At 53.0% G+C, this 16,870-nt stretch carries 26 protein-coding genes; 20 read left to right on the forward strand and 6 right to left on the reverse strand.

Annotation, left to right across the window (positions count from 1 at the left end; genetic code table 11):
* The first annotated feature begins 25 nt into the window (after nt 1–25).
* The 14 genes from rpsH to J5069_RS21285 all read left to right on the forward strand — a co-directional run bounded on the left by rpsH (nt 26) and on the right by J5069_RS21285 (nt 7,422).
* Complete coding sequence (rpsH, locus tag J5069_RS21220; RefSeq protein WP_222158730.1) at nt 26–418, forward strand: 30S ribosomal protein S8; 393 nt, start codon at nt 26–28, stop codon at nt 416–418.
* 12 nt (nt 419–430) lie between these two features.
* Complete coding sequence (rplF, locus tag J5069_RS21225; protein ID WP_264645707.1) at nt 431–964, forward strand: 50S ribosomal protein L6; 534 nt, start codon at nt 431–433, stop codon at nt 962–964.
* Between the two features lie 9 nt (nt 965–973).
* Nucleotides 974–1,327 carry a 50S ribosomal protein L18 gene (rplR, locus tag J5069_RS21230; RefSeq protein ID WP_080884204.1) on the forward strand — a complete coding sequence of 118 codons (354 nt, stop codon included), beginning with the start codon at nt 974–976 and terminating at the stop codon, nt 1,325–1,327.
* 14 nt (nt 1,328–1,341) lie between these two features.
* Entirely contained in the window at nt 1,342–1,842 is a 501-nt protein-coding gene (rpsE, locus tag J5069_RS21235) for a 30S ribosomal protein S5 (RefSeq protein ID WP_222158728.1), read from the forward strand.
* Between the two features lie 6 nt (nt 1,843–1,848).
* Nucleotides 1,849–2,028, forward strand: coding sequence for a 50S ribosomal protein L30 (rpmD, locus tag J5069_RS21240; protein WP_038016616.1), 180 nt, complete (start codon nt 1,849–1,851; stop codon nt 2,026–2,028).
* Nucleotides 2,029–2,031: 3 nt separating this feature from the next.
* Nucleotides 2,032–2,466 carry a 50S ribosomal protein L15 gene (gene rplO / locus J5069_RS21245; protein WP_195316368.1) on the forward strand — a complete coding sequence of 145 codons (435 nt, stop codon included), beginning with the start codon at nt 2,032–2,034 and terminating at the stop codon, nt 2,464–2,466.
* Nucleotides 2,467–2,473: 7 nt separating this feature from the next.
* Nucleotides 2,474–3,805: a preprotein translocase subunit SecY gene (secY, locus tag J5069_RS21250; protein WP_222158726.1), complete on the forward strand. Its 1,332-nt coding sequence runs from the start codon at nt 2,474–2,476 to the stop codon at nt 3,803–3,805.
* 32 nt (nt 3,806–3,837) lie between these two features.
* On the forward strand, nt 3,838–3,954 hold the full coding sequence (gene rpmJ, locus J5069_RS21255) for a 50S ribosomal protein L36 (protein WP_002227352.1): 117 nt from the start codon (nt 3,838–3,840) through the stop codon (nt 3,952–3,954).
* Nucleotides 3,955–4,100: 146 nt separating this feature from the next.
* Nucleotides 4,101–4,457, forward strand: coding sequence for a 30S ribosomal protein S13 (gene rpsM / locus J5069_RS21260; protein WP_222158725.1), 357 nt, complete (start codon nt 4,101–4,103; stop codon nt 4,455–4,457).
* Nucleotides 4,458–4,473: 16 nt separating this feature from the next.
* Nucleotides 4,474–4,863, forward strand: coding sequence for a 30S ribosomal protein S11 (rpsK, locus tag J5069_RS21265; protein WP_002919257.1), 390 nt, complete (start codon nt 4,474–4,476; stop codon nt 4,861–4,863).
* A 30-nt stretch (nt 4,864–4,893) separates the two neighbouring features.
* Nucleotides 4,894–5,514, forward strand: coding sequence for a 30S ribosomal protein S4 (gene rpsD / locus J5069_RS21270; RefSeq protein ID WP_195316370.1), 621 nt, complete (start codon nt 4,894–4,896; stop codon nt 5,512–5,514).
* A gap of 25 nt (nt 5,515–5,539) precedes the next feature.
* Nucleotides 5,540–6,529 (forward strand): DNA-directed RNA polymerase subunit alpha, encoded by a 990-nt coding sequence (locus tag J5069_RS21275; protein ID WP_264626622.1) that lies wholly within the window; start codon nt 5,540–5,542, stop codon nt 6,527–6,529.
* A 40-nt stretch (nt 6,530–6,569) separates the two neighbouring features.
* Nucleotides 6,570–6,962: a 50S ribosomal protein L17 gene (gene rplQ / locus J5069_RS21280; RefSeq protein ID WP_195316372.1), complete on the forward strand. Its 393-nt coding sequence runs from the start codon at nt 6,570–6,572 to the stop codon at nt 6,960–6,962.
* Nucleotides 6,963–7,170: 208 nt separating this feature from the next.
* Complete coding sequence (locus J5069_RS21285) at nt 7,171–7,422, forward strand: alternative ribosome-rescue factor A (protein ID WP_264645708.1); 252 nt, start codon at nt 7,171–7,173, stop codon at nt 7,420–7,422.
* Here the strand turns inward: J5069_RS21285 and mscL are convergent.
* From mscL to def, 5 genes are all read right to left on the reverse strand, one after another.
* Nucleotides 7,404–7,814: a large-conductance mechanosensitive channel protein MscL gene (gene mscL, locus J5069_RS21290; RefSeq protein ID WP_264645709.1), complete on the reverse strand. Its 411-nt coding sequence runs from the start codon at nt 7,812–7,814 to the stop codon at nt 7,404–7,406. The genes J5069_RS21285 and mscL overlap by 19 nt on opposite strands.
* A 120-nt stretch (nt 7,815–7,934) precedes the next feature.
* Nucleotides 7,935–9,311, reverse strand: a complete 1,377-nt coding sequence (trkA, locus tag J5069_RS21295) for a Trk system potassium transporter TrkA (protein ID WP_264645710.1) — start codon at nt 9,309–9,311, stop codon at nt 7,935–7,937.
* A gap of 24 nt (nt 9,312–9,335) precedes the next feature.
* Nucleotides 9,336–10,631, reverse strand: a complete 1,296-nt coding sequence (gene rsmB / locus J5069_RS21300; RefSeq protein ID WP_264645711.1) for a 16S rRNA (cytosine(967)-C(5))-methyltransferase RsmB — start codon at nt 10,629–10,631, stop codon at nt 9,336–9,338.
* Nucleotides 10,632–10,704: 73 nt separating this feature from the next.
* A complete protein-coding gene (gene fmt / locus J5069_RS21305) occupies nt 10,705–11,655 on the reverse strand; it encodes a methionyl-tRNA formyltransferase (protein ID WP_264645712.1) in 951 nt (316 codons plus the stop codon).
* A 25-nt stretch (nt 11,656–11,680) separates the two neighbouring features.
* On the reverse strand, nt 11,681–12,190 hold the full coding sequence (def, locus tag J5069_RS21310; RefSeq protein ID WP_264645713.1) for a peptide deformylase: 510 nt from the start codon (nt 12,188–12,190) through the stop codon (nt 11,681–11,683).
* 115 nt (nt 12,191–12,305) lie between these two features.
* Between def and dprA the strand changes: the two genes are divergently transcribed.
* From dprA to J5069_RS21340, 6 genes are read left to right on the forward strand one after another with little or no spacing between them, the layout of a single operon-like run.
* Nucleotides 12,306–13,427 carry a DNA-protecting protein DprA gene (gene dprA, locus J5069_RS21315; protein ID WP_264645714.1) on the forward strand — a complete coding sequence of 374 codons (1,122 nt, stop codon included), beginning with the start codon at nt 12,306–12,308 and terminating at the stop codon, nt 13,425–13,427.
* Nucleotides 13,399–13,872 carry a DUF494 family protein gene (locus tag J5069_RS21320; RefSeq protein WP_195316380.1) on the forward strand — a complete coding sequence of 158 codons (474 nt, stop codon included), beginning with the start codon at nt 13,399–13,401 and terminating at the stop codon, nt 13,870–13,872. Before dprA ends, J5069_RS21320 begins: the two co-directional genes overlap by 29 nt.
* A gap of 21 nt (nt 13,873–13,893) precedes the next feature.
* Nucleotides 13,894–14,451, forward strand: a complete 558-nt coding sequence (locus tag J5069_RS21325; protein WP_264645715.1) for a type I DNA topoisomerase — start codon at nt 13,894–13,896, stop codon at nt 14,449–14,451.
* Nucleotides 14,444–15,013 carry an L-threonylcarbamoyladenylate synthase type 1 TsaC gene (gene tsaC / locus J5069_RS21330; RefSeq protein WP_264645716.1) on the forward strand — a complete coding sequence of 190 codons (570 nt, stop codon included), beginning with the start codon at nt 14,444–14,446 and terminating at the stop codon, nt 15,011–15,013. The genes J5069_RS21325 and tsaC overlap by 8 nt, the downstream gene beginning before the upstream one ends.
* A 15-nt stretch (nt 15,014–15,028) precedes the next feature.
* Nucleotides 15,029–15,856 carry a shikimate dehydrogenase gene (aroE, locus tag J5069_RS21335; RefSeq protein ID WP_264645717.1) on the forward strand — a complete coding sequence of 276 codons (828 nt, stop codon included), beginning with the start codon at nt 15,029–15,031 and terminating at the stop codon, nt 15,854–15,856.
* A complete protein-coding gene (locus J5069_RS21340) occupies nt 15,853–16,110 on the forward strand; it encodes a DUF1488 domain-containing protein (RefSeq protein WP_264645718.1) in 258 nt (85 codons plus the stop codon). Before aroE ends, J5069_RS21340 begins: the two co-directional genes overlap by 4 nt.
* Here the strand turns inward: J5069_RS21340 and J5069_RS21345 are convergent.
* Nucleotides 16,095–16,643, reverse strand: coding sequence for a gamma carbonic anhydrase family protein (locus J5069_RS21345; protein ID WP_264645719.1), 549 nt, complete (start codon nt 16,641–16,643; stop codon nt 16,095–16,097). The two genes, J5069_RS21340 and J5069_RS21345, sit on opposite strands and share 16 nt — an antisense overlap.
* Nucleotides 16,644–16,870 lie beyond the last annotated feature (227 nt).

Consider the following 16,870-nt stretch of genomic DNA (forward strand, 5'->3'; position numbering starts at 1 on the left):
AATTGAATCACGGGAGTAAAGACAGATGAGCATGCAAGATCCGATCGCGGACATGCTGACCCGTATACGCAACGGTCAGGCCGCGAACAAAGTTGCGATCACCATGCCTTCCTCCAAGCTGAAAGTGGCAATTGCCAAAGTGCTTAAGGAAGAAGGTTATATTCAAGATTACAAAATCGAAGGCGATACCAAGCCTGAACTGGAAATTTCTCTGAAATACTTCCAGGGCAAGGCAGTGGTAGAAAGCATTCAGCGTATCAGCCGCCCAAGTCTGCGCATCTATAAGAAAAAAGATGAGCTGCCTAAAGTTATGGCTGGTTTAGGAATCGCGGTTGTTTCTACCTCTAAAGGTGTTATGACTGATCGTGCAGCGCGCCAAGCTGGTCTTGGTGGCGAGATTATCTGCTACGTAGCTTAATCGGAGGAAAGAATGTCTCGTGTTGCAAAAGCACCCGTCGTCATTCCTGCCGGCGTAGAGGTAAAACTCAACGGTCAGGTTATTTCGATCAAGGGTAAAAACGGCGAGCTGACTCGTACCATCAACGATGCTGTTGAAGTTACTGTGGCTGACAACGCTCTGACTTTCGCTCCGCGCGAAGGTTTTGTAGACGGTTGGGCACAGGCAGGCACCGCGCGTGCACTGCTGAACGCAGTCGTTATCGGTGTTACCGAAGGCTTCACCAAGAAGCTTCAACTGGTTGGCGTAGGTTACCGTGCCGCAGTTAAAGGCAATGTCGTGAATTTGTCTCTGGGGTACTCACACCCGATTGACCACGCGCTGCCTGCTGGCATCACAGCTGAATGCCCGACACAAACTGAAATCGTACTGAAAGGTGCTGATAAGCAGGCTATCGGTCAGGTTGCAGCTGATCTGCGCGCTTACCGTCGTCCTGAGCCTTACAAAGGCAAGGGTGTCCGTTACGCCGACGAAGTCGTGCGTATCAAAGAGGCTAAGAAGAAGTAAGGTAACACTATGGATAAGAAATCAGCTCGTATCCGTCGTGCAACCCGCGCACGTCGCAAACTCCAGGAATTGGGAGCGACTCGCCTGGTGGTACATCGTACCCCTCGCCATATTTATGCGCAGGTTATCGCACCGAACGGTTCTGAAATCCTGGTAGCCGCTTCTACTGTAGAAAAAGCTATCGCAGAACAACTGAAGTACACCGGCAACAAAGATGCCGCTGCTGCTGTAGGTAAAGCAGTCGCTGAGCGCGCATTGGAAAAAGGCATTAAAGATGTGTCCTTTGACCGTTCCGGGTTCCAATATCATGGTCGCGTCCAGGCACTGGCAGATGCTGCTCGTGAAGCTGGCCTTCAGTTCTAAGGTAGAGGTGTAAGATGGCACACATCGAAAAACAAGCTGGCGAACTGCAGGAAAAGCTGATCGCGGTAAATCGCGTATCTAAAACCGTTAAAGGTGGTCGTATTTTCAGCTTCACCGCACTGACTGTAGTGGGTGATGGCAACGGCCGCGTTGGTTTTGGTTACGGGAAAGCGCGTGAAGTTCCGGCAGCAATCCAGAAAGCGATGGAAAAAGCCCGTCGCAACATGTTGAATGTCGCGCTGAATGGCGGCACCCTGCAGCACCCGGTTAAAGGTGCTCACACTGGGTCTCGCGTATTCATGCAGCCGGCTTCCGAAGGTACCGGTATCATCGCCGGCGGTGCAATGCGCGCCGTTCTGGAAGTTGCTGGGGTTCATAACGTATTGGCTAAAGCCTATGGTTCCACTAACCCGATTAACGTGGTTCGTGCAACTATCGATGGCCTGGCTAATATGAATTCCCCGGAAATGGTTGCTGCCAAGCGTGGCAAGTCCGTTGACGACATTCTGGGATAATTGACCATGGCTAAGACTATTAAAATTACTCAAACCCGTAGTGCAATCGGTCGTCTGCCGAAACATAAGGCAACGCTGCTTGGCCTGGGTCTGCGTCGTATTGGTCATACCGTTGAGCGTGAAGATACGCCTGCTGTGCGCGGTATGGTCAACGCGGTTTACTACATGGTTAAAGTGGAGGAGTAACAGATGCGTTTAAATACTCTGTCTCCGGCCGAAGGCGCGAAGCACGCGCCGAAGCGTTTAGGTCGTGGTATCGGTTCTGGCCTCGGTAAAACCGGCGGTCGTGGTCACAAAGGTCAGAAGTCTCGTTCTGGCGGTGGCGTACGTCGTGGGTTCGAAGGTGGTCAGATGCCGTTGTATCGTCGTCTGCCGAAATTCGGCTTTACCTCTCGCAAAGCGATGATCACAGCGGAAATCCGTCTGTCCGATCTGGCTCGCGTAGACGGAGACGTCGTTGACCTGAACACGCTGAAGGCTGCTAACGTTATTGGCGTTCAGATCGAGTTCGCGAAAGTGATCCTGTCTGGTGAAGTTTCCCGTCCGGTAACGATTCGTGGTCTGCGTGTGACCAAAGGCGCGCGTGCTGCTATCGAAGCTGCTGGCGGTAAAATTGAGGAATAAGTAGCAGATGGCTAAGCAACCAGGATTAGATTTTCAAAGTGCTAAGGGTGGCGTTGGCGAGCTGAAACGCAGACTGCTGTTTGTAATCGGCGCGCTTATCGTTTTCCGTATCGGCTCTTTTATTCCGATCCCTGGTATTGATGCCACTGTGCTTGCCAAATTGCTCGAACAACAGCGTGGCACCATCATTGAAATGTTCAACATGTTCTCTGGTGGTGCTCTCAGCCGTGCTTCTATCTTTGCGCTGGGTATTATGCCGTACATTTCGGCCTCTATTATTATCCAGCTGCTGACGGTGGTTCACCCCACCTTGGCGGAAATCAAGAAAGAAGGGGAGGCTGGCCGTCGCAAGATTAGCCAGTACACCCGTTACGGTACGTTAGTACTGGCCATATTCCAGTCAATCGGTATTGCTACCGGTTTACCGAATATGCCAGGAATGCAGGGCCTGGTGATTAATCCGGGCTTTGCGTTTTACTTTACGGCTGTTGTAAGTCTGGTTACCGGGACCATGTTCCTGATGTGGCTGGGCGAACAGATTACTGAGCGCGGTATCGGTAACGGTATCTCTATCTTGATCTTTGCGGGTATCGTTGCGGGCTTACCGCCGGCGATTGCCCACACTATCGAGCAAGCTCGGCAAGGCGACCTGCACTTCCTCGTGCTGCTGTTGGTTGCAGTTTTAGTGTTTGCAGTAACCTTCTTCGTTGTTTTCATCGAGCGTGGCCAGCGGCGTATCGTCGTTAACTACGCAAAGCGTCAACAGGGTCGTCGGGTTTATGCAGCACAGAGTACGCACTTACCGCTGAAAGTGAACATGGCAGGGGTTATCCCGGCAATTTTCGCCTCCAGTATCATTCTGTTCCCAGCAACGATTGCATCGTGGTTTGGGGGCGGTACCGGTTGGAACTGGCTGACAACTATTTCGATGTATTTGCAGCCCGGACAACCGCTTTATGTGCTACTCTATGCGACTGCAATCATCTTCTTCTGTTTCTTCTATACGGCGTTGGTTTTCAACCCGCGCGAAACAGCAGATAACCTGAAGAAGTCCGGTGCATTCGTGCCAGGAATTCGTCCGGGAGAGCAAACGGCGAAATACATCGATAAGGTGATGACCCGCCTGACTCTGGTCGGCGCAATGTACATTACCTTTATCTGCCTGATCCCGGAGTTCATGCGTGATGCGATGAAGGTCCCCTTCTATTTTGGGGGTACATCCCTGTTGATCGTCGTCGTGGTCATCATGGACTTTATGGCTCAAGTGCAAACTCTGATGATGTCGAGTCAGTATGAGTCTGCATTGAAGAAAGCAAATCTGAAAGGCTATAACCGCTAATTGGATTGCTTGAGAAGTTACGGAGAGTAAAAATGAAAGTTCGTGCTTCCGTCAAGAAATTATGTCGTAACTGCAAAATCGTTAAGCGTAACGGTGTCGTTCGTGTGATTTGCAGCGCCGAGCCGAAGCATAAACAGCGCCAAGGCTGATTATCTCGCATATTTTTCTTGCAAAGTTGGATTGAGCTGGCTAGATTAGCCAGCCAATCTTTTGTATGTCTGTGCGTTTCCATTTGAGTATCCTGAAAACGGGCTTTTCAGCATGGAGCGTACATATTGAATAATAGGAGTGCATAGTGGCCCGTATAGCAGGCATTAACATTCCTGATCAGAAACATGCCGTGATCGCGTTAACCTCGATCTATGGCGTCGGCAAGACACGTTCCAAGGCCATCTGTGCTGCGGCGGGTATTGCTGAAGATGTTAAGATCAGTGAGCTGTCTGAAGAGCAAATCGAAACGCTGCGTGTAGAAGTTGCCAAATTCGTCGTCGAAGGTGATCTGCGCCGTGAAATCAGCATGAGCATCAAGCGCCTGATGGACCTTGGTTGCTATCGCGGTTTGCGTCATCGTCGTGGTCTGCCAGTGCGCGGTCAGCGTACTAAGACCAACGCCCGTACCCGTAAGGGTCCGCGCAAACCGATCAAGAAATAATCGGGGTGATTGAATAATGGCAAAAGCACCTATTCGTGCACGTAAGCGTGTAAGAAAACAAGTTTCTGACGGTGTGGCTCATATCCATGCTTCTTTTAACAACACCATCGTGACCATTACCGATCGTCAGGGTAACGCGCTGGGTTGGGCAACAGCCGGTGGTTCCGGTTTCCGTGGTTCTCGTAAATCTACGCCGTTCGCTGCTCAGGTAGCTGCTGAACGTTGCGCTGAAGCCGTGAAAGAATACGGTATCAAGAACTTGGAAGTTATGGTTAAAGGACCTGGTCCGGGCCGTGAGTCTACTATCCGCGCTCTGAACGCGGCTGGTTTCCGCATCACTAATATTACTGATGTGACTCCGATCCCCCATAACGGTTGTCGTCCGCCGAAAAAGCGTCGCGTATAACGCCGCTTTTAGGATAGTTGGAGAAAGAAAATGGCTAGATATTTGGGTCCTAAGCTCAAGCTGAGCCGTCGTGAAGGCACCGACCTGTTCCTTAAGTCCGGTGTTCGCGCGATCGATTCCAAGTGTAAGATCGAACAAGGCCCTGGTCAGCACGGTGCGCGTAAACCGCGTCTGTCTGATTATGGCGTGCAGTTGCGTGAGAAACAAAAAGTTCGCCGTATCTACGGTGTTCTGGAGCGTCAATTCCGTAACTACTATAAAGAAGCTGCTCGTCTGAAAGGCAACACAGGTGCAAACCTGCTGCAACTGCTGGAAGGGCGTCTGGATAACGTGGTTTATCGTATGGGCTTCGGCGCCACTCGTGCGGAAGCGCGTCAGTTGGTAAGCCACAAAGCTGTTATGGTAAACGGTCGCGTTGTCAGCATCGCTTCTTATCAGGTATCACCGAATGATGTCGTCAGCATCCGTGAGAAAGCTAAAAAGCAATCTCGCGTGAAAGCAGCATTGGAGCTGGCTGAACAGCGTGAAAAGCCGACTTGGCTGGAAGTTGATGCTGCCAAGATGGAAGGTGTGTTCAAACGTATTCCTGAACGTACCGATCTGTCTGCGGACATTAATGAACACCTGATCGTCGAGCTTTACTCCAAGTAAAGCTTAGTACCAAAGAGAGGACACAATGCAGGGTTCTGTGACAGAGTTTCTAAAACCGCGCCTGGTCGATATCGAGCAAGTAAGTTCGACGCACGCCAAGGTGACCCTTGAGCCGTTAGAGCGTGGTTTCGGCCATACGCTTGGCAACGCACTGCGCCGTATTCTGCTTTCATCCATGCCAGGTTGCGCGGTGACCGAGGTTGAGATTGATGGTGTACTGCACGAGTACAGCACCAAAGAAGGCGTACAGGAAGATATCCTGGAAATCCTGCTCAACCTGAAAGGGCTGGCGGTGAAAGTTCAAGGTAAAGATGAAGTTATCCTTTCCCTGAATAAATCTGGCATTGGCCCTGTGACTGCAGCAGACATCACCCATGATGGTGATGTCGAAATCGTCAAGCCGCAGCACGTGATCTGCCATCTGACCGATGAAAACGCAGCTATCAGCATGCGTATCAAAGTTCAACGTGGTCGTGGTTATGTGCCGGCTTCTGCCCGTATTCATACGGAAGAAGATGAGCGCCCGATTGGCCGTTTGTTGGTCGATGCTTGCTACAGCCCGGTAGAGCGTATTGCCTACAATGTTGAAGCAGCTCGTGTTGAACAACGTACCGACCTGGACAAGCTGGTCATCGAAATGGAAACCAATGGCACGATCGATCCTGAAGAGGCGATCCGCCGTGCGGCAACCATCCTGGCTGAACAACTGGAAGCTTTTGTTGATTTACGTGATGTACGTCAGCCTGAAGTGAAAGAAGAGAAACCAGAATTCGATCCGATCCTGCTGCGCCCTGTTGACGATCTGGAATTGACTGTCCGCTCTGCTAACTGCCTCAAGGCAGAAGCTATCCACTACATCGGTGATCTGGTACAGCGTACCGAGGTTGAATTGCTGAAAACGCCTAACCTGGGTAAAAAATCTCTTACCGAGATTAAAGATGTGCTCGCCTCACGTGGTCTTTCTCTGGGCATGCGCCTGGAAAACTGGCCGCCGGCAAGCATTGCTGATGAATAACCCGGTCACAGGTTAAGGTTTTACTGAGAAGGATAAGGTCATGCGCCATCGTAAGAGTGGTCGTCAACTGAACCGTAACAGCAGCCATCGTCAGGCTATGTTCCGTAACATGGCTGGTTCTTTGGTTCGTCATGAGATCATCAAGACGACCCTGCCAAAAGCAAAAGAGCTGCGCCGTGTTGTTGAACCGCTGATTACTCTTGCCAAGACCGACAGCGTAGCTAATCGTCGTCTGGCATTCGCCCGTACTCGTGATAACGAGATCGTGGCAAAACTGTTTAATGAACTGGGCCCGCGTTTCGCGAGCCGTGCCGGTGGTTACACTCGCATTCTGAAGTGTGGCTTCCGTGCAGGCGACAACGCGCCGATGGCTTACATCGAGCTGGTTGATCGTTCAGTTGCACAAGCAGAAGAAACCGCTGCTGCTGAGTAATCATCAGCGGTGGGTTAAAAAAACCGGGGAAACCCGGTTTTTTTACGTCTACAGAAAGGGATCAGTTCCGATTTTTGCACGGTGATTATCCCGACCGCTTGCACAGTAGGTATTCTGGTGAAAGAATAGCGCCCGAAAAATAGGCCAACGTAGCTATTGCTGACGTGTGGCGATGAATGGGATTAATAACCTAACCAAGAGAGATGTGATGAGCACTTATCAGCACAAGAAAGGCAAGATCCAAGACAATGCGCTCGAAGCATTGTTGCATGACCCCTTGTTCCGACAACGCATTGAGAAGAACAAGAAAGGCAAAGGCAGCTACTGTCGCAACGGCAAACAGGGCAAGGGCCAAAACTGGGAGGCCAGTGGTAAATCATCAAGGGATGCTTTACCACTGGCCTCTCACTTTATGGCTGTTTTGGGTTTTGTTGAACAGCGCTACGCTTTCGGCTGCTGATCTTTCAGCAAATCGCGAATTTCAGTTAGCAACGTCGCCTCGGCGCTTGGTTTTGCCGGTGCTGGCGCTTTCTCTTCTTTACGGCGCAGGTTATTCATTAGCTTGATCGCCATAAAAATGGCGAATGCGACCAGGATAAAATCAAAAATATTTTGCAGGAAAAGGCCGTAGCGCAGCACCACGGCAGGGATATCCCCTTGTGGATCACGCAGCACCAGTTCGAAATGTTTGAAATCGATGCCGCCCAGCAGTAATCCCAGTGGCGGCATAATGATATCGGCCACGAGCGAGGAGACGATCTTGCCAAACGCTGCGCCGATAATGACACCCACTGCCAAATCCACCACGTTGCCGCGCATCGCGAATTCGCGAAACTCTTTTAGCATACTCATGATCCAACTCCTTGATAAAATGAACCTCTAAATTTTAACAAAGCGTTACATAATTGCCAGCGGTGATAATCAGTGAGTAGGGAAAGAAAGTGCCGCTTGCAACGGCACCGATAGGCGTTATTACAAGAAGAACGGGCTGGGTTGGAACAGTCGCTCCACTTCGGGCACAAATTTTTTGTCTGTCAGGAACATGATGACATGATCCCCTTGCTCTATCTTTATATTGTCATTGGCGATGATCACATCATCACCGCGCACAATCGCGCCAATCAAGGTGCCTGGCGGCAATTTGATATCTTCAATCATACGGCCAACCACTTTCGATGTGCCTTCATCGCCGTGAGCAATCGCCTCAATCGCTTCCGCTACGCCGCGTCGTAATGATGAAACGCTGACAATATCCGCTTTACGCACATGACCCAGCAGTGCGGAAATCGTCGCTTGCTGTGGCGAAATGGCTACATCGATAACGCTGCCCTGAACCAAATCGACATAGGCGCGCCGCTGGATCAATACCATGGCTTTTTTCGCCCCCATGCGTTTGGCCAGCATGGCGGACATGATGTTCGCTTCATCGTCGTTGGTAATGGCAATAAACACATCGATTTGTTCGACATGCTCCTGGGCCAACAACTCCTGATCGGAAGCATCGCCGTGGAACACAATGGTGTCTTGCAGCAGTTCAGCCAGAGCGATCGCACGCTCTTCGTTCTTTTCGATCAGTTTGACGCTGTAGTCTTTTTCCAGCTTATGTGCCAACCCCGCGCCGACGTTACCGCCACCGACAATCATGATGCGCTTGTAGGGTTTTTCCAAGCGCTGGAGTTCGCTCATTACTGCGCGAATATGTTGGGAAGCAGCAACAAAGAACACTTCATCGCCCGCTTCGATAATCGTTGAACCTTGCGGACGGATCGGTCTGTCGTGGCGAAAAATAGCGGCTACGCGGGTTTCGATGTGCGGCATATGCTCACGCAGCGCGGAGAGCGCATTGCCAATCAGCGGGCCACCGTAGTAAGCGTTCACTGCGGCGATACTTACTTTCCCTTCGGCGAAGTTCACCACCTGTAGCGCGCCGGGATACTCGATTAACTTGTAGATATTGTCGATGACCAACTGTTCCGGCGAGATCAAATGATCAATTGGCACCGCTTCTGCCTGAAACAGTTGCTCACCGGCACGCACGTACTCTGCGGAACGAATGCGTGCAATGCGGTTTGGTGTATTAAACAGCGAGTAGGCGACCTGACAGGCCACCATATTGGTTTCATCCGAGTTGGTGACGGCAACCAGCATGTCTGCATCTTCGGCCCCGGCTTCGCGCAGCACGCGCGGATGGGAGGCATAACCAGCAACCACGCGCAAATCGAATTTATCCTGCAACTGCCGCAGCCGCGCGGTGTCAGTATCAACGACAGTAATATCGTTGTTTTCCCCGGAGAGCGTTTCCGCCAGCGTACCGCCCACCTGACCTGCACCAAGAATAATGATTTTCATGATCTGTGCCCGTTGCCGTTGCTATCAGCCAATGCTCTTAACCAACTTAGCATAAAAGAACCCATCGCCATCCTCTGCCGCTGGTAACTTTTGCAGACCAGGGTGTTGCGCATCGCCCGTTTCCACCAGTGCGGCGTCCGCATGGCGTGTCAGGAACGCGCGCATTTGCTGCTGATTCTCTTCCGGCAGGATCGAGCAGGTGGCATAAACCAGGGTGCCGCCTGCTTTCAGCCGCGGCCAGATGGCCTCCAGAATCTCCTGCTGCAACAGTGCCAATTCGGCGATGTCGCTGTCGCGCCGCAGCCATTTGATATCAGGATGACGGCGAATCACGCCAGTGGCAGAACAAGGAGCATCGAGCAGAATACGATCGAACTGCTGCTCACCGCACCAGGCCGCAGGCTCGCGCCCGTCGCCTTGTCTCACGTCGGCGTGAAGATTAAGGCGTTGCAGATTCTCTTTTACCCGAGCGAGGCGCTGTGGGTCCACATCCACCGCTAACACCTTGGCGTGAGGCGCTGCTTCCAGAACATGGGTGGTTTTCCCGCCCGGTGCAGCACACAGATCGAGAATATGTTCATTATCCTGCGGTGCTAACCAGCGCACGCAACCTTGCGCAGAAACGTCCTGCACCGTAACCCAACCTTGCGCGAAGCCAGGCAGCAGGCCTACGGCACAAGGCTCGTTCAGCATGATGGCTTCGTGCTGTTCAGGATGCGGCTGAGCGGCGATACCGGCTTCAGTCAGCAGCGCTAAATAGTGTTCCCGCGTGTGGTGCAAGCGGTTGACGCGCAGCCACATCGGGGGACGCTGATTATTGGCTTCAACAATCTGCTGCCACTGCTGCGGGTAGGCTTTCTTGAGGCGCGCTAGCAGCCACTCGGGGTGAGCAAAGCGAGACACATGGTTAGCCGCGCGCTCATCCAACTCGGCCTGCTGGCGTTGGAATTGGCGCAGTACGCCGTTGATCAACCCTTTAAGCTGCGGGCGTTTGAGTGCGATAGCACCGTTGACCGTTTCAGAGAGTGCGGCATGGGCCGGGATGCGCGTGTGAGCGAGTTGATAGATGCCCACCATGATCAGGTAGTGCAACGTGCGCTGCTTCCCGGTCAGCGTTTTTGCCATCAACTGCTGAATTATCCACTCTACCTGCGGCAGCACGCGCAATACGCCGAAGCACAGTTCTTGCAACAGGGCACGATCTTTTTCCGAGATATCACGCTGATACTGTGGCAGTAGTGAACTTAGCGACTGGCCTTTATCAAGCACCTGGCCGATAACGTTCGCGGCGATGGCGCGCAGATTGTATGTAGTTTTCATGGATAGTGGTTTTCTGAAACGGTAACGCGCCTGCCATAACAGCAGACGCGTTGCCTTTTAATGGATGAGTGTATTATGCCAGTACGTTGCCTGGTGTGAACCATTCACGACGCGAATTGAGCAGATCCTGCACCGACATCGGTTTTTTGCCCGCAGGTTGCAGTTGCAGCAGGTTCAGTAAACCTTGAGCGGTGGCGACCTGTATACCCTGTTTATCTGCACTGACGATCGTGCCGGGCTGTGCGCTGTGGGTAACGTCCAAAACGCTGGCTTTCCATACTTTCACAGGTTGATCGTCAATCGTGATATAGCTGACAGGCCAGGGGTTGAACGCACGAATGCAGCGTTCCAGTTGCTCGGCGCTGAGTGACCAGTCAAGCTTAGCCTCTTCTTTGTTCAGTTTTTCGGCGTAAGTCGCCAGACTGTCATCTTGTTTTTCTGCGACAGCGGTTCCCTGCGCCAGTGAGGCAAGCGTGGTCAGCAATCCTTGCGGGCCCAGTTCTGCCAGACGATCGTACAGCGAGGCGCTGGTGTCCTGCGGCGTTATCGGGCATGACAGCTTATGCAGCATGGCTCCGGTATCCAACCCTGCATCCATTTGCATGATGGTAATACCGGTTTCGGTGTCTCCCGCCCACAGCGCGCGTTGTATCGGTGCCGCACCGCGCCAGCGCGGTAGCAGCGAGCCGTGCACATTGATACAGCCCAGGCGCGGCATCTCTAACACCGCCTGCGGCAGGATCAAGCCATAGGCCACCACCACCATGATATCCGCCTGTAAATCAGCCACCAGTTGCTGATTTTCTGCTGGGCGCAGCGATTTGGGCTGCAACACCGGGACGCCGTGCTGTTCAGCCAACACTTTGACCGGGCTGGGCGTCAGTTTGTTGCCTCGGCCTGCAGGACGATCGGGTTGGGTAAAAACACCCACCACCTGATGCGGCGAATTCAGCAGCGCATCAAGGTGGCGCGCTGCAAAGTCAGGTGTACCCGCGAAAATAATGCGTAGGGAGCTTTCGGACACGGCGTTTCCTGCGGTAGTGATAAGATTATGGACGACCGTTCAGTCGGGCCATTTTTTCCAGTTTCTGACGGATTCTCTGGCGTTTTAACGGCGAGAGATAATCAATAAACAGCTTGCCAACCAGATGGTCCATTTCGTGTTGGATACAGATAGCCAACAGGCCATCGGCTTCCAGCTCGAAGGGGTTACCTTCCCGGTCCAGCGCTTTGACCTTCACACGCTCAGCGCGCGGCACCAGTGCGCGGGTTTCAGGAATGGACAGACAACCCTCTTCAATACCGGTATCGCCGTCTTTTTCCAGCAGTTCTGGGTTGATCAACACCAAACGCTGATCGCGTTCTTCGGATACGTCAATCACGATAATGCGCTGATGCACGTCCACCTGACTCGCAGCAAGGCCGATGCCTTCTTCTTCGTACATGGTGTCGAACATATCATCGACGATGCGCTGAATTTCTGCATTAACCTCTGCGACAGGTTTCGCGATAGTGCGAAGCCGCTCGTCTGGAAAATGTAATACCTGCAAAACTGACATAGTTGATTTCGATCTTTATCCGGTTGATGAAGGAGTATCCGGATCTATTCTAGACATTTCCGGTTCTGATTGACAGCATTTGCCCTGTAAAGCGCAATGGGACAAGGATGAACGCATGCAGGACGTGGAGCTGTGGCTGCGGTTAATGAACGTGCGACGCCTCAACGCGGTGAAAACGGTGCAATTGGTGGAACAATTGCGTCCGCTGGCAGAGGTAACTGACGAGGTACTCTCTGCGCTGGCCTTGTCGGAAGAGCAGGTCGCGCAATTTCTCACGCAGGATGAGAGAGCATGTGAAACGGCGTTACGCTGGCTGGAGGAACCGACTCACCATTTACTCACCTATGCAGACTCACTGTATCCCCCGTTGCTGCGGCAGATCCCCGCTTCGCCTCGAGTACTGTTTGTACGCGGTAACCCTCAGCTTCTCTGTGCCCCTCAACTTGCTATGGTCGGCAGCCGTCACCCTTCCGCGTATGGCGCGCAGTGGGGGTGTTATTTTGCGCAGGAGTTGGCACTGAACGGTTTTACCATCACCAGTGGGTTAGCGTTGGGCGTCGATGGCGTGGCGCATCAAGCGGCGCTGGATGCAGGAGGGAAAAGCGTGGCGGTGCTGGGCAATGGATTACAGCAGATGTATCCCCGTCGTCATCGTGCGCTGGCAGAACGGTTGGTGGAACAAGGCGGGGCGCTGGTCTCCGAATTTCCCCTCAATGAGCCCCCGAGGGCAATCAACTTTCCCCGGCGTAATCGCATTATCAGTGGGATGAGCCTCGGCGTGCTGATTGTCGAGGCTTCCCTGCGTAGCGGCTCTTTGGTCACGGCGCGCTATGCATTGGAGCAGAACCGCGATCTGTTCGCGTTACCGGGTGCCCTGGACAACCCCATGACACAAGGCACGCATTGGCTTATCCAGCAGGGGGCTTATCTGGTTACCTGTCCCAAAGACATCATTGAACAGCTGGGCAGTGGGTTATCGTGGCTGCCCCTTGGCGAAAATGAAACTATTTCTGCTCAGGACGCCGATGTGGAATTGCCATTTGCCGACGTGTTGGCTAACGTAGGAGATGAGGTTACACCTGTTGATGTTGTCGCTGAACGTGCGGGCCAACCTGTGCCAGAGGTAGTAGGTAAGTTGCTGGATCTGGAGTTAGCAGGATGGATAGAAGCAGTACCCGGCGGCTATGTCCGATTGAGGAGGGCTGGCCATGTTCGACGTACTCATGTACTTGTTTGAAACTTACATCCACAACGAAACGGAACTACGCGTTGATCAGGATGCGTTAACTGATGACCTCACGCGGGCGGGGTTCGATCGTGCTGATATCTATAGCGCCTTGAACTGGCTGGAGCGCCTGGCGGATTTGCAGGAAGGCAAAGAAGTGCCTTTTGCCTTGGCAAGCGATCCCCATGCACTGCGCATTTATACGCAGGAAGAGGAACAGCGCTTCGACACCGAGTGCCGGGGCTTTTTGTTGTTCCTGGAGCAAATCAACGTGTTGAATCTTGAAACGCGTGAGATGGTGATCGATCGCGTGATGGCGTTGGATACGTTATCGTTCGATCTGGACGATCTTAAATGGGTGATCCTCATGGTGTTGTTCAATCTACCTGGATGTGAAAACGCCTACCAGCAAATGGAAGATCTGCTGTTTGAAGCAGATGAGGAGTATTTGCATTAAACCGACGAGTCAGAATAAACCATGGTAACGCCTGCGCTAATGGCGGATAAAAAGGCGGAGTGCTGCCCTGAGTGCGGCGCGCCGCTGGTGATACGCTCAAGCCGTCGCGGTCCTTTTTTGGGTTGCTCACGCTACCCGGAGTGCGAATTCGTGCGTCCGCTGAAAGCCAATGCGGATGGTCATATTGTGAAGGAACTGTCTGGGCAACTCTGCCCGCACTGTCAGGGGACGCTGGTGTTGCGGCAGGGGCGTTATGGCATGTTTATTGGCTGTAGCAACTACCCGGCGTGTGACCATACCGAGGTCATCGACCGCCCGGATGAAACCGCCTTAACCTGTCCACAATGCGGTAAAGGCAAACTGCTGCAACGTAAATCGCGCTTTGGCAAAGTGTTCCACGCCTGTGAGCGTTACCCTGAGTGTCAATTTGCGCTCAACCATAAACCGGTGGCGGGGACGTGCCCAACCTGCCACTATCCGCTATTGTTTGAAAAGAAAACGGCGCAGGGCGTCAAACGTTTTTGCGCCAGTAAAGCCTGTGGAAAGCCGGTAACGGCAGAAGTTGATACTAATGAGTAATGTAGTGAATGAACAACCGGTTTCTGTCCTTCAGGAACTGATAAAGCAGAACGTCATCGCCTATCCCACCGAAGCGGTTTTTGGCTTGGGGTGCGATCCTGACAGCGAAGCCGCCGTGATGCAACTGCTGGCCTTGAAACAACGGCCCGTGGAAAAGGGGCTGATTCTGATCGCCGCAGATTATCAACAGCTCACTCCCTATATTGATGACAGCCAGCTCAGCGCTGAGCAAAAATCGGCGATGTTTGCCTCCTGGCCGGGGCCAGTGACGTGGGTCATGCCCGCGAAGCCAGGCACGCCGCGTTGGTTGACCGGGCAGTTTTCGTCGTTGGCGGTGCGCGTTAGCGCGCATCCTCTCGTGCGTGAACTCTGTCTGGCGTTTGGTAAGCCCATCGTTTCAACCAGCGCTAATCTGACCGGGTTGCCGCCGTGCCGCACCGTGCAAGAGGTTCTGGCCCAGTTTGGTGAGGCTTTTCCTGTTCTGCTCGGGGAAACCTCTGGGCGGCAGAATCCGTCTGAAATTCGGGATGTCTTGACGGGCAACCTGATACGACAAGGTTAAAAAGTGGAGATAACGGTGTCTGAAGTAACGTCCTTCGCGGTTTTTGGTCATCCTATTGCGCACAGCAAATCGCCGCAGATCCATGCGCTGTTTTCCGAACAAACTGGGATCCCCTTGACGTATGAACGCCTGTTGGCACCGCTAGATACCTTTGAACAAACGCTGCGCGATTTTTTTCAGGCTGGGGCGTTGGGGGCAAATATCACCATGCCTTTCAAGGAGCGTGCCTATCAGGAAGTCGATGAACTGAGCCAACGCGCTTCGTTAGCGGGAGCGGTCAATACCGTGAAGCGGCTCGAAGACGGTCGGCTGTTGGGGGATAATACCGACGGCATCGGGCTGCTGAGTGATTTGCAGCGTCTTGCGCTGGTGACGCCGCAGGATCGGGTGCTGTTGATCGGTGCGGGCGGTGCCAGTCGTGGCGTTATTCAGCCGCTATTGAGCCATGGATGTTCGCTGGTGGTGACCAATCGGACGTTTGCCAAGGCAGAAGCGCTCGCCACGCTGTTTCAGCCGGTGGGGCCCATTGACGCGTTGCCGCTGGATGGACTGGAAGGCGAAAACTTCGATCTGATCATCAATGCCACCTCGTCAGGGATCGCTGGCGATATTCCTGAACTGCCCGCCTCGTTGATTACTGCTGCTACGCGCTGTTATGACATGTTCTATCAGGCCAGCCTGACGCCGTTTTTGCTGTGGTGCCAGCAGCAAGGGGCATCACAGTTGGCGGATGGTTTTGGTATGTTGATCAACCAGGCGGCACACGCGTTTTTCCTCTGGCACGGGGTGATGCCGGATACCACGCCGGTGATCGAACAGATGAAGAAAGCGTTAAACTCATGAACCAGGCGATTCAGTTTCCCGATCGCGAAGCCTGGAACGAAGAAGATCGTATGATCTATTTCCCGGTGCTGATCGGCGGCTTTCAGCGTGAATGCCGTATCAGTGCAGCACAGCTCCAGACGCGTTTTGGCGGAACCGATGCGGATAGCTGGCTGGCGCTGTTCAGAGAGCACCGCTGGGATATCGAAGATCTTTTCGAAGCGCGGGTGCTCAATGAACAGGATGACAGTGAGGGCTATTACTCGCTGTCCTGAGCCAGGTAGTCGTTTTTCCAGGTGGCGTAGTTATTGGCGGAGTAGCGTAACCCCTCGATCTCTTCTGCTGTCAGTGGGCGGATTTGTTTCACTGGGCTGCCAAGATAGAGATAACCACTCTGCAAGCGCTTGCCGGGTGGTACCAGACTGCCGGCCCCAATCATCACGTCATCTTCTACCATCACCCCGTCAAGCAAGATTGAGCCCATACCGACCAAGACGCGGTTGCCGATGGTGCAGCCGTGTAACATGGCTTTGTGGCCTACGGTGACCTCTTCACCAATGATCAACGGATTACCCTGCGGGTTGCTCGCTGAGCGGTGAGTAACGTGCAACACGCTGCCATCCTGAATATTGGTGCGTGCGCCAATATGGATCTCATGCACGTCGCCACGGATCGTGACTAATGGCCAGATGCTGACATCATCGCCAAGCGTCGTGTTGCCGATCACGACGCTGGAAGGATCGATCATCACGTTTTTCCCAACAGTGGGGAACGCATCCTTATAGGAACGCAATGCGTGGGAGCCCATATTTACCTCTCAATACATTCGAAAAGAGTAACTTACCCTAATTATGACCTTGCTGCTGCCAGAAGCAGCAAAGGTTGGTTGAAAATAGCGCGGGTTGCGCAGGATCTCAACGAAGGGGGTAAAAAACGCGCGAACGGAAAAAAAGATCCCAAAAAGGGGTTGTGTAAATTACTGGGATCCCTATAATGCGCCTCCGTTGACACGACACGAAGCGATTCAAGTCGAGG

Source organism: Candidatus Symbiopectobacterium sp. NZEC127, assembly GCF_025962675.1.
In the GTDB taxonomy this organism is placed as follows: Bacteria; Pseudomonadota; Gammaproteobacteria; order Enterobacterales; family Enterobacteriaceae; genus Symbiopectobacterium.